Annotated in this window: 14 protein-coding genes; 13 read left to right on the forward strand and 1 reads right to left on the reverse strand. The window is 62.8% G+C overall.

Annotated elements, in window-relative coordinates; genetic code table 11:
• Positions 1 to 8 precede the first annotated feature (8 nt).
• The 4 genes from fabG to ACDA63_RS02615 all read left to right on the forward strand — a co-directional run bounded on the left by fabG (position 9) and on the right by ACDA63_RS02615 (position 2,995).
• The gene (gene fabG / locus ACDA63_RS02600) at positions 9 to 755 is read left to right on the forward strand and encodes a 3-oxoacyl-ACP reductase FabG (RefSeq protein ID WP_373661604.1); all 747 of its coding nucleotides are present in this window, start codon (positions 9 to 11) and stop codon (positions 753 to 755) included.
• A gap of 103 nt (positions 756 to 858) precedes the next feature.
• Positions 859 to 1,101 (forward strand): acyl carrier protein, encoded by a 243-nt coding sequence (gene acpP, locus ACDA63_RS02605; RefSeq protein ID WP_373661605.1) that lies wholly within the window; start codon positions 859 to 861, stop codon positions 1,099 to 1,101.
• Between the two features lie 154 nt (positions 1,102 to 1,255).
• Complete coding sequence (fabF, locus tag ACDA63_RS02610; protein ID WP_373661606.1) at positions 1,256 to 2,494, forward strand: beta-ketoacyl-ACP synthase II; 1,239 nt, start codon at positions 1,256 to 1,258, stop codon at positions 2,492 to 2,494.
• A gap of 27 nt (positions 2,495 to 2,521) precedes the next feature.
• The gene (locus ACDA63_RS02615) at positions 2,522 to 2,995 is read left to right on the forward strand and encodes a protein YgfX (RefSeq protein ID WP_373661607.1); all 474 of its coding nucleotides are present in this window, start codon (positions 2,522 to 2,524) and stop codon (positions 2,993 to 2,995) included.
• Positions 2,996 to 3,050: 55 nt separating this feature from the next.
• Here the strand turns inward: ACDA63_RS02615 and nadB are convergent, their stop codons facing one another.
• A complete protein-coding gene (nadB, locus tag ACDA63_RS02620) occupies positions 3,051 to 4,664 on the reverse strand; it encodes an L-aspartate oxidase (protein ID WP_373661608.1) in 1,614 nt (537 codons plus the stop codon).
• A 186-nt stretch (positions 4,665 to 4,850) separates the two neighbouring features.
• Between nadB and rpoE the strand changes: the two genes are divergently transcribed.
• The 9 genes from rpoE to rnc all read left to right on the forward strand — a co-directional run bounded on the left by rpoE (position 4,851) and on the right by rnc (position 13,144).
• A complete protein-coding gene (gene rpoE / locus ACDA63_RS02625) occupies positions 4,851 to 5,450 on the forward strand; it encodes an RNA polymerase sigma factor RpoE (protein WP_373661609.1) in 600 nt (199 codons plus the stop codon).
• 2 nt (positions 5,451 to 5,452) lie between these two features.
• A complete protein-coding gene (locus ACDA63_RS02630) occupies positions 5,453 to 5,989 on the forward strand; it encodes a sigma-E factor negative regulatory protein (protein WP_373661610.1) in 537 nt (178 codons plus the stop codon).
• Positions 5,986 to 6,966 carry a MucB/RseB C-terminal domain-containing protein gene (locus ACDA63_RS02635; protein WP_373661611.1) on the forward strand — a complete coding sequence of 327 codons (981 nt, stop codon included), beginning with the start codon at positions 5,986 to 5,988 and terminating at the stop codon, positions 6,964 to 6,966. Before ACDA63_RS02630 ends, ACDA63_RS02635 begins: the two co-directional genes overlap by 4 nt.
• A 79-nt stretch (positions 6,967 to 7,045) precedes the next feature.
• Entirely contained in the window at positions 7,046 to 7,480 is a 435-nt protein-coding gene (locus tag ACDA63_RS02640) for a SoxR reducing system RseC family protein (protein ID WP_373661612.1), read from the forward strand.
• A 138-nt stretch (positions 7,481 to 7,618) separates the two neighbouring features.
• Positions 7,619 to 9,112 carry a Do family serine endopeptidase gene (locus ACDA63_RS02645; RefSeq protein WP_373661613.1) on the forward strand — a complete coding sequence of 498 codons (1,494 nt, stop codon included), beginning with the start codon at positions 7,619 to 7,621 and terminating at the stop codon, positions 9,110 to 9,112.
• Positions 9,113 to 9,181: 69 nt separating this feature from the next.
• Positions 9,182 to 10,975 carry a translation elongation factor 4 gene (gene lepA, locus ACDA63_RS02650; RefSeq protein WP_373661614.1) on the forward strand — a complete coding sequence of 598 codons (1,794 nt, stop codon included), beginning with the start codon at positions 9,182 to 9,184 and terminating at the stop codon, positions 10,973 to 10,975.
• 105 nt (positions 10,976 to 11,080) lie between these two features.
• On the forward strand, positions 11,081 to 12,055 hold the full coding sequence (gene lepB, locus ACDA63_RS02655) for a signal peptidase I (RefSeq protein ID WP_373661615.1): 975 nt from the start codon (positions 11,081 to 11,083) through the stop codon (positions 12,053 to 12,055).
• A 34-nt stretch (positions 12,056 to 12,089) separates the two neighbouring features.
• Positions 12,090 to 12,461: a DUF4845 domain-containing protein gene (locus tag ACDA63_RS02660; RefSeq protein ID WP_373661616.1), complete on the forward strand. Its 372-nt coding sequence runs from the start codon at positions 12,090 to 12,092 to the stop codon at positions 12,459 to 12,461.
• An 11-nt stretch (positions 12,462 to 12,472) separates the two neighbouring features.
• On the forward strand, positions 12,473 to 13,144 hold the full coding sequence (gene rnc / locus ACDA63_RS02665) for a ribonuclease III (RefSeq protein ID WP_373661617.1): 672 nt from the start codon (positions 12,473 to 12,475) through the stop codon (positions 13,142 to 13,144).
• Positions 13,145 to 13,199: the final 55 nt, after the last annotated feature.

The following is a 13,199-nucleotide window of genomic DNA, read 5'->3' on the forward strand; positions in this document are numbered from 1 at the left end:
GAATTGCATTGGCTCAACTCGAAGGGCAGATCGCCCTCGTCACCGGCGCCTCGCGCGGCATCGGCCGCGCGATTGCACTTGAGCTGGCGCGCGAAGGCGCCATCGTGGTCGGCACTGCCACCAGCGAAGACGGCGCGGCCGCGATTTCGGCCGCGCTGCGCGAAGCCGCTGCCAAGGGGCGCGGCCTGGCGCTGGACGTCACGGACGCGGCAGCATGCGAAGCCGCCCTGGCCGCGATCGAGTCGGAATACGGTTCAGTTTCGATCCTTGTCAACAACGCCGGCATTACGCGCGACAACATCGCCATGCGGATGAAGGATGAGGAGTGGGACGCAGTCATCGATACGAACCTCAAGGCGGTTTTTCGCATGTCGCGCCTGGTCATGCGCGGCATGATGAAGGCCCGCAACGGCCGCATCATCAACATCACGTCGGTGGTGGGCAGTTCCGGCAACCCGGGCCAGGCCAATTACGCCGCCGCCAAGGCCGGCGTGGCAGGCATGACCCGCGCGCTGGCGCGCGAGCTGGGTAGCCGCAATATCACGGTGAATTGCGTTGCGCCGGGCTTCATCGATACAGACATGACGCGCGATCTGCCAGACGCACAACGCGACGCGTTGCAGAATCAGATCGCTCTGGGTCGCCTCGGCAACCCGCAGGAGATTGCCGCCGCCGTGGCGTTCCTGGCATCGAAGGGTGCCAGCTACATCACGGGCAGCACCCTGCACGTAAACGGTGGTATGTATATGGCATGAACGCCGCCGATCCAGGCTGAACGTTGGCTGAAGATCGGCGCCGTTTTTTGCTAATATAGGCAGGTTTTTCGGTATAAACGCTTTAACAGGGAAGGAGCAATTCATGGAGAACATCGAGCAGCGCGTTCGCAAGATCGTCGCGGAACAGCTTGGCGTTAATGAGGCCGAGATCAAGAACGAATCTTCGTTCGTCGACGATCTGGGCGCCGACTCGCTGGACACCGTCGAATTGGTGATGGCTTTGGAAGAGGAATTCGAGTGCGAAATCCCTGACGAAGAAGCCGAAAAGATCACCACCGTTCAACAGGCGATTGACTACGTCAGCGCCCACCTGAACAAGGCGTAAAAACCTTTCGGGTCGCCGTCATTCCGCAATTCTGCGCGGTCATCGACGGAAATCACGGCCTGGACGGGTTTCAACAAGCCGATAGACAACGCCTCGCCGTCGCGGTGAGGCGTTGTCCTGTCGACTGCATCAGAAATCAAGGAAGGAGACCGCGTTGACGCGTCGCCGAGTAGTCGTGACAGGTCTGGGCATCATCAGCCCTGTCGGTAATTCTGTAGCCACGGCTTGGGACAACATCATCAACGGTCGTTCCGGCATCGGGCGCGTCACGCGCTTTGACGTGAGCGGCTTTCCGACGCAGATCGCCGGAGAGGTCAAGGACTTCGACGTGGCGAACTACCTGTCGCCCAAGGAAGCCCGCCGCTACGATACGTTCATCCACTACGGCCTGGCCGCCGCGATCGACGCGTTGAAGGACGCCGGTATCGCTGAGCAGCCTGAGAACGCTGAGCGCATCGGCGTGTGCATCGGCTCCGGCATCGGCGGTCTGCCGATGATCGAAGACACGCACGAAGCTGCGCGCGAAGTGGGTGTGAAAAAGATTTCCCCGTTCTTCGTTCCCGGTTCGATCATCAACATGATCTCGGGCATCCTGTCGATCAACTACGGCTTCAAGGGTCCGAACTTCGCCACCGTCAGCGCGTGCGCGACGGGCAACCATTCGATCGGCGAAGCACAGCGCCTGATCGAATACGGCGATGCCGACATCATGATCGCCGGCGGCGCCGAATCGACTGTCTCGCCGTTGGGGATGGGAGGCTTCTGCGCAGCCAAGGCGCTGTCCACGCGCAATGACGATCCCGCCGCGGCCAGCCGCCCGTGGGACATGGGACGTGATGGTTTCGTGCTTGGCGAAGGTGCCGGCGTGCTGGTGCTCGAAGAGTACGAACACGCCAAGGCTCGCGGTGCCAAGATCTATTGCGAACTGGCAGGCTATGGCATGAGTTCGGATGCCTATCACATCACGGCACCGAGCGAAGGTGGCGAGGGCGCGTCGCGCAGTATCGTCAACGCGCTGCGCAATGGCCGCACCAACGCCGACGAGGTCAACTACGTCAATGCCCATGGCACTTCGACGCCGCTGGGCGATATCGCCGAAACGCTCGCTGCCAAGCGCGCCTTTGGCGACCACGTCAAGCACGTGGCGATGAGCTCGACCAAGTCGATGACCGGCCACTTGCTTGGGGGCGCTGCTGGTATCGAGGCGGTGTTCTCGACGCTGGCGATCCACCATCAGATTGCGCCGCCGACGATCAACCTGATCGAGCCGGATCCTTCGTGTGACCTGGATTACGTGCCCAACGTGGCGCGCCAGATGAAGATCGATGTGGCCATCTCCAACTCGTTCGGCTTCGGCGGCACCAACAGCACGCTGGTTTTCCGCAAGATCTGACGGATCTCTTTCTGAGATCCTGCCGCGATGAGCGGCGATCCATCACGGGGCAGTGGCGCCAGCGCGCCATTGCCCCGAATTTCTTTGAGTCCTTCCCGGTGCCTGCGCGTCGTGGCGTGGCTGGCTCATCTCGTGCCTTGTCTGGCGGCGCTATCGCCGGGGATTCCGATGCCCGTGAGAGTCGCAGTCTTCGCGCTGGCTGCGTGCTCTGCCGTGATCACGAAGCGTCGCCATCGGCGCTGCGAAAATGACTGGCTGGAATTGCAGGGGGCTGGTGCGGCGCGTCTGGTGCGTGGCGGCGATGTGCATGACATCGACATTTTGCCCGGTTGTACGAATCTGGGCTGGGTCGTCGTGCTGCATTGGCGCGCGCCGGATGGGGCGATCGTGCGGCATGCCTTCGCACGTGACGGCATGGACGCCGCGCTGTGGCGACAACTACGCATCTGGCTGCGATGGACGGTACAGCCCTTCGAGGCCGGTGCCGGCGAGTCAAAGTAAGGAGAGTATTGCCCCGCGCAGCGAAACACCGCGCGGGCATTCCATGCGGAAGGTGTCAGGGCTGGGCTGTCCAGCGTTGCACGCCCTTCGGGAAGCGCGAATTGTTGAGTACCGTCGGGCGCGCCACAGGCGCCAGATCCGGATAGTCGCGCGAGAAATGCAGCCCGCGGCTCTCTTTGCGGCGCAACGCGCTGCGGACGATGAGATCCGCCGTCGTCACGAGATTGCGCAACTCGATCAGGTCGTTCGTGATGCGGAAGTTCGTGTAGTACTCATTGATCTCGCGCTCGAGCAGACGGATGCGATGTTGCGCGCGTTCCAGTCGCTTGTTGGTGCGCACGATGCCCACGTAGTCCCACATGAAGCGGCGCAGTTCGTCCCAGTTGTGAGAGATCACCACCTGTTCGTCGGCGTCCGACACTCGGCTCTCGTCCCAGGCGGGCAGGGCGCGCGGCTGCGTGCGCGGATTGGCGAGGATGTCCTCTGCCGCCGCGCGACCGAACACCACGCATTCGAGCAGGGAATTCGACGCCAGTCGGTTTGCGCCGTGCAGCCCTGAACAGGCGGTTTCGCCGATGGCGTACAGGCCAGGGATGTCAGTGCGTGCTCGCAGGTCGGTCTGCACGCCGCCGCATGTGTAGTGCGCCGCCGGCACGACCGGAATCGGCTGCTGTGTGATGTCGATGCCCAGTTCCAGGCAGCGTGCGTAGATGTTCGGAAAGTGCCCGCGCAGAAAGTCCGCCGGCTTGTGGCTGATATCGAGAAAGACGCTGTCGAAACCGCCTTTCTTCATCTCGAAGTCGATGGCACGTGCCACGACGTCGCGCGGCGCCAGCTCACCCCGCGCATCATGCGCCGGCATGAAGCGCGTGCCGTCCGGTAGCTTGAGCAGCCCACCTTCGCCGCGTACGGCCTCGGAGATCAGGAAGGACTTGGCCTGTGGATGGTAGAGACAGGTCGGGTGGAACTGGATGAACTCCATGTTCGCCACGCGGCAGCCCGCGCGCCACGCCATCGCGATGCCATCCCCAGTCGCCGTGTCGGGGTTGGTCGTGTACAGATAAACCTTGCCGGCGCCGCCGGTCGCCAGAACGGTGTGGGAGGCAGCCACCGCGCGCACGTGACCGCTCTTGAGGTCGAGCAGATAGGCTCCCACGCAGCCGAGTTCCGGCTTGCCGATCTTGTGACCGACGATGAGGTCGACGGCCACGTGTTCTTCGATGATGTGGATGTTCGGGTGCGTGCTGACGCGTTCGGTCAGCGTTTGGTGTACCGCTGCACCGGTGGCATCCGCCACATGCACGATGCGCCGATGGCTGTGGCCGCCCTCGCGCGTGAGGTGCATACCCCAAGGGGCGGCCTGATCGGGCGTAAACGGAACGCCTGTCTCGCGCAGCCACTGGATCGCCTCGGCGCCGTGTTCGATGACAAAGCGCGTCGCGGCGACGTCATTGAGTCCGCCGCCCGCTACGAGGGTATCGTCAAAATGTGCTTCGACCGAATCGGCCGGGTCGATGACGGCGGCGATGCCCCCCTGGGCCCATGCCGTCGCGCCGTCTTCGATGTGACGTTTGGTGACGAGCGCCACCTTTTTGTGATCTGCGAGTCTCAGTGCAAGGGACTGGCCGGCAAGGCCGCTGCCCAGGACGAGAACGTCGAATGCTTGCAAGGTGGTGCTCCGGATTGTCAAAGAATGAAGCGCGATGAATATATCACGCGCTCCCGGTCTTCCGGCGCCATTTGACCGCTGAACTTATCGCATGCCTCCCGGTCTCACAGGCCAGATTGGGCCGCCTCATCGGATATACTTGCGCGGTTTATGACGTCGGTTCGCCGACACCTACCACCGTAGCCGATGAGCGATCGAGAGATAGACCAGCAGTTGGTTGAGCGTGTACAGCGCGGCGACAAGCAGGCATTCGGCCTGCTCGTGTCGAAGTATCAGCGCAAGCTCGGCCGTCTGCTTTCGCGGATGATTCGCGATCCGGCGGAAGTGGAGGACGTGACGCAGGAGGCCTTCATCAAGGCTTACCGTGCGCTGCCTTCGTTCCGCGGTGACAGCGCGTTCTATACGTGGCTGTACCGGATCGGCATCAATACCGCCAAGAACTACCTGGTGTCGCAGGGGCGGCGCGCGCCGACGTCGACCGAAGTGGATTCGGAAGAAGCCGAAACCATGGATGACGGTGATCAGCTGCGCGATATCGATACGCCAGAACGGCTCTTGCAGACCAAGCAGATCGGCCAGACCGTTAACGCCGCCATGGAGGCGTTGCCCGAGGAATTGCGCACCGCGATCGTGCTGCGCGAGATCGAGGGTTTGAGTTACGAAGAGATTGCAACTGTCATGGGGTGCCCCATCGGCACCGTGCGGTCGCGGATTTTCAGAGCGCGCGAGGCGATATCCGAGCGCTTGAGGCCTATGTTGGATATCGCGCCTGACAAAAGGTGGTAGTGATGGCGAAGGATCAATTGTCTGCATGGATGGACGGCGAACTGGCCGCCGAAGAATCCGCGCACGTTCTGGCGACGCTCGCGCGTTCGCCGGAGCAGCGTGCAACCAGCGAGGCGTATTGGCTGATCGGCGATGTGCTGCGTGACGAAACGCCGCTGTCGAACGACTTCACTCATCGCGTGATGGCCGCCCTCGATAGCGAACCAACGGTATTGGCGCCGGTGACGCGCCCGATCGAGCGCCGTCCCGCTCCGCGCTGGATGCCGATGGCGGCGGCCGTGGCGGGTGTGGCCGTGGTCGGCTGGATGTCGCTGTCGCTCACCAAACAGACCGAAGCGCCCGCGCCGGGCGGCATGACGATGGCCCTGCAGGATGCCGTGCCGGTCTCCGCCAAGATGGTGTCGAGCGTGCGCGGTGGCTACGACGACGACCGCGCCTACATGATGGCGCATCAGAACTACGGCGTGGGCTCCGCCCTGCCGAGCATGGCGGGTTACATCCGTACGGTGGGTGACGAACAGGTGGATACGCGGCGATGAGACTGTCTGGCGCGTTGGTGGCGTTCTTTGCTGCCACTATCGCCTGCACCGCGGGCGCGCAATCTCAAACGAACAGCGGACTGGATGCACAAGCCTGGTTGCAGCGCATGAACCAGGCGGCGCGTAGCGTGAATTTCTCCGGCGTTTTCGTGTATCAGAGTCACGGACGCAGCGAGACATCGCGCGTGACGCACGTGGCCGACGCTGCGGGCGATCACGAGAAAATCGAAACGCTCGACGGCGGACCGACCCGTGAAATCGTCCGTACCAACGACGACGTGATGACCTACCTGCCGCAGGACCAACTGGTCATCATCGATCGTGCCGAAACCGGCCGTTTCCCCGGCCGTCTGCTCAATGCGATCGGCGCGCTATCCGACTACTACACCATTCGCCTTGGCAAGACCGACAAGCTGGCTGACCGCGATGCACAGCAGATCGTTCTGGAGCCGCGCGACGAAATGCGCTATGGCTACGAACTGTGGCTCGATGCCAGCAGCGGTCTGCTGATCAAGGCCCGCGTGGTGGACGATCACGACAACGTCATCGAGCAGTTCAGTTTCAAGGAACTCACCGTCGGCAACATCGACCGTGAAGCCGTCAAGCCGCGCTACAACCGTTCGGCCGACTGGCGCGTGGTCAACGCGCGCGGTCAGGATGTGCGTGCCGACGATGTGAACATTCGCTTCCGTGGGGTGCCCAGTGGCTTCCGCCAGGTGTCGTTCGTGCGCCGCCCCCTCAAGCGTGATGGTCCCGAAGCCTTCCACGCTGTTTTCTCCGATGGTCTGGCGACCATCTCCGTCTTCATTGAGCCTGCCTCCGGCCGCAACATGAGCGTGCCGCCCTACACTGGGTCATCCGGCGCGATTGGCATCTACAAGCGCGTCACCGGTGATTACCAGGTCACCGCCATCGGCGAAGTCCCTCTCCGGGCGCTGCGGCGTGCCGCAGAAAGTGTCGAGCTTCGTAAGAAGTAAGGCTAGAATCCGCGCTTGAACGCGACCGCAGGCCGCGCCGCAAGGGGCGGTGCGTGACGGTCGCGCAGGCGGAATCGTGATGCAAGTCGAAGCAGTGGTGACGCGGATCGACGCCCGGCAAGCCATCGTCAAGGTGGTCAAGACCGATGGCGGCTGCGGCCGTTGCGACGAGCCCGGGGGGTGTCGGAGCGCGATGCTGGGTGAGGTATTGGGGCCACGTTGCGGCGAATATGCCGTCGATAACGTGCTGGCCGCCGCGCCTGGTGCTCGCGTGACGCTCGAAGTCCCTGACAGCGCCCCATTGCGGGCGGCCGTACTTGCCTATCTGGTTCCCCTTTTACTGATGCTGTGCGGTGCCGCCGTCGGCCAATGGCTGACGGGCAGCGATGCATGGGCCGCGGTTGGCGCAATGGTTGCCCTGGCGTTGTCGCTGGGCATCCTGCGCCGCGGCCGGGCGCACCACTCCATGCAATCGTTCCAGCCGCGGATGGTGCGCGTCCTCCCCAAACGATGAACCGGATCGACATGTCCAGACCCCATTTCATGGATACCCACGAGTGCGGCGGCACTATTCCACAGCGTTGCCGCCAGATGCGGCGCCTGCTCCCTGGTGCGTGTTGCGCACGCAACGCCTCTCGAGGGAATGCGTGAAATGAGTTCCAACACCTTTCACGGCATTGCCGCCGCCCTGGCGCTCGTACTGACGCTGACCGCGCCCGCAGAGGCAATGGCGGCGCCCGCCGGCCGCGCAGCCAGCAAGGCCACGCCCACAGTCAACGTCGGCGGCCGCGAATTGCCGGCTTTTGCCGAGCTGGTCGCCAGACACGGGCCGGTGGTGGTGAACATCAGCGCGACGCAATCCTCGCGTGCGCCCCGGGCGCCTTATCTGCAGAACGACGAAGACAGTCTCGAAGTGCCTGGCTGGCTGCGTCGTTTCATTCCCAAAAAGGCACCGTCCGAACCTTCGACGCCGCGGGATGAAGAAAACCAGTCGCTGGGCTCCGGTTTCATCATTGGCGCCGATGGTTATATTTTGACCAATGCACATGTGGTCGAAGACGCCGACGAAATTCTCGTGCGCCTGTTCGACAAGCGCGAATTCGCCGCCCGCGTGATCGGCACCGACAAGCGCACCGATATCGCGTTGCTGAAGGTGGATGCCACCAATTTGCCGCAAGCCGTGCTCGGCGACCCCGAGCAGTTGCGCGTGGGCGACTGGGTGCTGGCGATCGGCTCGCCATTCGGTTTCGAAAGCTCCGTGACGGCGGGCATTGTCAGTGCCAAGGCCCGTTCGCTGCCCGATGAAACGCTGGTGCCCTTCATCCAGACCGACGTGGCGATCAACCCGGGCAACTCGGGCGGACCGCTGTTCAACCTCAAGGGCGAGGTGGTCGGCATCAACTCGCAGATCTACTCGCGCTCGGGCGGATTCATGGGGATTTCGTTCGCCATCCCGATCGACGTGGCGATGAACGTCCAGCAGCAATTGCGATTGGACGGTCGCGTCGCGCGCGGCCGCATCGGCGTATTGATACAGGATGTGACGCGCGAGATGGCCGACAGCTTCCGTCTGCCGCGTGCCGAGGGGGCATTGGTCAGCGGCATCGATCCAGGTGGCCCGGCGGACAAGGTCGGCATCAAGGTCGGAGATGTCATCCAGGCATTCGACGGCAAGGCAGTCGCCAACTCGGTGGATCTGCCGCGCCTGGTAAGTGCGACCCGGCCGGGAACCCGTGCGGTCATGCAATTGTGGCGTGCGGGTTTGACAAAGCAGGTGCCGATCCTGATCGGCGAATTCCCGGACGACGGCGCACAGGCCATGCAGCGCCCTCAGCCACGCACCCCCGTAGGCGCCAACAAGCTGGGGCTGGTGACGCAGGATCTGTCGCGTGACCAGAAGAGAGAGCTGAAATTGTCCGCTGGTGCGTCGATCCGCGAGGCCAGCGGCGTGGCCGCCCGCGCCGAATTGCGCCCCGGCGACGTGATCACGGCGGTGACGGCGCAAGGCGTATCGACCGAAATCCGCTCGGCCAGCCATTTCAATCAGATTGCCAACGGGCTGGGGCAGGGGAACGCGATCACGTTGCTGGTTCGGCGCGGCGATACACAAAGCTTCGTCGGTATGAAGGTGCCGGCGGGGAAATAGGTATAATCGCTGGCTAACTTACTGATTATCTTTGGGTGCTAGGCTGCAACGCCAGCACCCTTTTAATTCATGCAGCATATTCGCAATTTCTCGATCATCGCCCACATCGACCACGGCAAATCGACCCTGGCCGATCGCATCATCCAGCGCTGCGGAGGCCTGTCCGACCGCGAGATGGAGGAGCAGGTGCTTGACTCGATGGACATCGAGCGCGAGCGCGGTATCACCATCAAGGCGCAGACCGCGGCGCTGACCTACGTGGCGCGCGACGGCCAGAAGTACAACCTCAACCTCATCGACACTCCGGGGCACGTCGACTTCTCGTACGAAGTCAGCCGGTCGTTGTCGGCGTGCGAAGGTGCGCTGCTGGTGGTGGATGCGTCGCAAGGCGTCGAAGCGCAGACGGTTGCGAACTGCTACACAGCGCTCGAGCTCGGCGTCGAAGTCGTGCCCGTGCTCAACAAGATGGATCTGCCGCAGGCCGATCCGGACAACGCGCGCCAGGAAATCGAAGACGTCATCGGCATTGACGCCACCGATGCGATCCCCTGTTCCGCCAAGACCGGCATGGGCATCGACGACATCCTCGAAGCCGCCATTGCACGCATACCGCCCCCGCAGGGCAGCCCTGCCAATCCGCTCAAGGCATTGATCATCGACTCGTGGTTCGACAACTACGTCGGCGTGGTCATGCTGGTGCGTGTGGTCGACGGCGTGCTGCGCCCGAAGGACAAGATCCTGTTCATGTCGACCGGCGCGCAGTTCCTGTGCGAGCAGGTCGGAGTGTTCTCGCCGAAGTCGATCTCGCGCGACGCGCTCTCGGCCGGCGAAGTGGGTTTCGTCATCGCCGGCATCAAGGAGCTGAAGGCCGCCAAGGTTGGCGACACCATCACGCTGGCCGGCACACCGGCGCCGGAGCCGCTGCCCGGTTTCAAGGAAATCAAGCCGCAGGTCTTTGCCGGTCTGTACCCGGTCGAGTCCTCCGAGTACGACCAACTGCGCGAATCGCTCGAAAAACTCAAGCTCAACGACGCCTCGCTCCAGTACGAGCCCGAAGTCTCGCAAGCGCTCGGTTTTGGCTTCCGCTGTGGCTTCCTCGGCCTGCTGCACATGGAAATCGTGCAGGAGCGCCTGGAGCGCGAGTTCGACATGGATCTCATCACCACCGCGCCGACCGTGGTGTATGAGGTCGTCATGAGCAGTGGCGAAGTCATCAAGATCGAAAATCCGTCCAAGCTGCCCGATATCAGCAAGATCGAAGAAGTCCGCGAACCGATGATCACGGCCACGATCTTCCTGCCGCAGGACTACGTCGGCTCGGTCATGACGCTGTGCAATCAAAAGCGCGGCAACCAGGTCGACATGCACTACCACGGCCGGCAGGTGAAGCTGGTCTACGAAATGCCGATGGCCGAAGTGGTCATGGACTTCTTCGACAAGCTCAAGTCGGTGTCGCGCGGCTACGCCTCGCTCGACTACGAGTTCAAGGAATATCGCTCGGCCGACGTGGTCAAGCTCGACATGCTGGTCGGCGGCGAAAAGGTCGACGCCCTGTCGGTCATCGTCCACCGCGCCAACGCGCAATATCGTGGCCGCGAACTGGCCGCCAAGCTGCGCGAACTGATCCCGCGCCAGATGTTCGACGTCGCCGTGCAGGCCGCCATCGGCTCGCACATCATCTCGCGCGAAACCATCAAGGCGCTGCGCAAGAACGTGCTGGCCAAGTGCTATGGCGGCGACATCTCCCGCAAGCGCAAGCTGCTCGAAAAGCAGAAAGAAGGCAAAAAGCGCATGAAGCAGGTCGGCAACGTGGAGATCCCGCAGGAAGCCTTCCTGGCCGTGCTTCGCACGGACGAAAAGTAAAGCAGGTCGAGCATTGTCGACCGATTGTCGGGCCGCGCCGAACTCCGGCCGCGGCCTTTGTCCAAGAACCGTTCTTAACGGGGTTTTCCGCCTTTCGGGGGGATTGTGGATTTTGCGCTGATTCTGTTCTTGCTGAGTGTCGTCACCGGCATCCTGTGGTGTATCGACGTGTTTTACGCCCGCAAGCGTCGCCAGGCGCGTGCCAAGACCTTGCTGGGTCGCGCGGCGGACGCGCGCCGCGGCGGCGAGCACTCCAAGGCCGAGATGCTGCTGACGGCCGAAGGCATCAGCCAGTCCGATGCCCGCAACGCGTTGCGCGGCCTCGAAGGGCCCGACGCCGACAAAGTGACCGTGCGGCTGCCCGATCCATGGTGGGTCGAATACGGTGCCAGCTTTTTCGCGGTGATCCTGCCGATCTTCCTGCTGCGTTCATTCTGGATCGAACCGTTCCGCATTCCGTCCGGCTCCATGATCCCGACGCTGCTGGTCGGAGACTTCATTCTTGTGAACAAATACACCTACGGCGTGCGCCTGCCTGTGCTCAACAAGAAAGTCATCGAAGTCGGCTCGCCGCAGCGTGGCGATGTATTTGTCTTCCGCTATCCGTACGACACCACACAGGACTACATCAAGCGTGTCATCGGCGTGCCGGGCGACAAGGTGGCCTACATCAACAAGCGTCTGACCATCAACGGACAGCAGATTCCCGTCCGTCCGCACGGCGATTACCTTGATCCGCAGACCTTTGGCGTGTCCCAGGCCTTTGAGGAAAACTTGAACGGTAAGGTGCATCAGATCCTGAATGATCGCGATGCCCCTGCGTTCGTGCCGGAAGGCATCGTCAAGCAATTCCCTCATCGCGAGAATTGCACCTACAGCGGTGAGGGTGTGACCTGCACGGTGCCGGCCGGCTACTACTTTGCGATGGGCGACAACCGTGACCAGAGCGCTGACTCGCGCATGTGGGGCTTCGTGCCGGACGAAAATATCGTCGGCAAGGCCTTCTTCATCTGGTTCCATGCGGACAGCATCCTGCCGCCGAGGGGCATCCGGTTCGACCGCATCGGCAGTTTCAACTGACGTCGCCGCCACTACGAAAACCCGGGGGAACACCATGAAACGCCAGAAGGGGCTTACGCTGATTTCCACCTTGATCGTCGGACTGGTGCTGCTGGCAGCGCTGCTGCTGGCGCTCAAGCTGGTGCCGGTCTACAACGAATTCTTTTCGGTGAAAAAGGCGTTCAACAACGTCGTCCGTTCGGTCGACGTCTCGTCACCGCCGTCAGCCTTCCGTTCCGCCTTCCAACGCTACCAGGAAGTCGACGATATTGAATCGGTCGATCCTGAAACCATCGTGGTGACCAAGGAAAACGGCAAGGCCTATCTTTCCGTCGATTACCAGCGCAAGGTCAAGCTGTTCGGCAACGTCAGCCTGTTGTTCGATTTTTCCGTAGGCTCGGCTGGCGCACCGGCTGCCGCCGATTGAGTGTCTGTTTCGTGAATCTGTCCGCCCTCGAACGTGCGATCGACTATCGGTTCCAGCAGCCCGGACTGCTGCGCCAGGCGGTGACGCATCGCAGCTTCAGCGCCGATAACAACGAGCGGCTCGAGTTCCTGGGCGACAGTATCCTGAACATGGTGGTGGCAATGGCCCTTTACGGGCGCTTTGCCACGCTCAAGGAAGGCGAGCTGTCGCGCCTGCGTGCAAGCCTCGTGCGGCAGGAGGCGCTCCAACTGATTGCCGAGCGCATCGGCGTGGGCGAAGCGCTGCGGCTGGGAGAAGGCGAACTGCGCAGCGGCGGACACCGCCGGCCTTCGATCCTGGCCGATGCGACCGAAGCCATCTTCGGCGCAGTGTTCCTCGACGGCGGGTTCGACGCCGCCCGCCGCGTCATCGATCGCCTGTATATCGACACGCTGGACGGTCTCGATCCCGCCGTGTCGCGCAAAGACCCCAAGACCGCCTTGCAGGAATACCTGCAGGGCCGCCGCATGTCGCTGCCGCGCTACGAACTCGTCCACATGCGGGGCGAGGCCCACGCGCAGGAATTCGAAGTCGAATGCGTGATGGGCGAACTTGATCTGCGCACGCGTGGCGTGGGCGGCAGTCGTCGCGCAGCCGAACAGGCGGCCGCCAAGGCCGCACTCGACCAGATCGCCTTGCTTTGAGGCGATTCCACCGGGCGCGGCGCGAGCCCTTGTGGCACTCGCCGGCTGCCGCGCG

This window comes from Uliginosibacterium sp. sgz301328 (genome assembly GCF_041807905.1).
Lineage (GTDB): Bacteria > Pseudomonadota > Gammaproteobacteria > Burkholderiales > Rhodocyclaceae > JBGVSA01.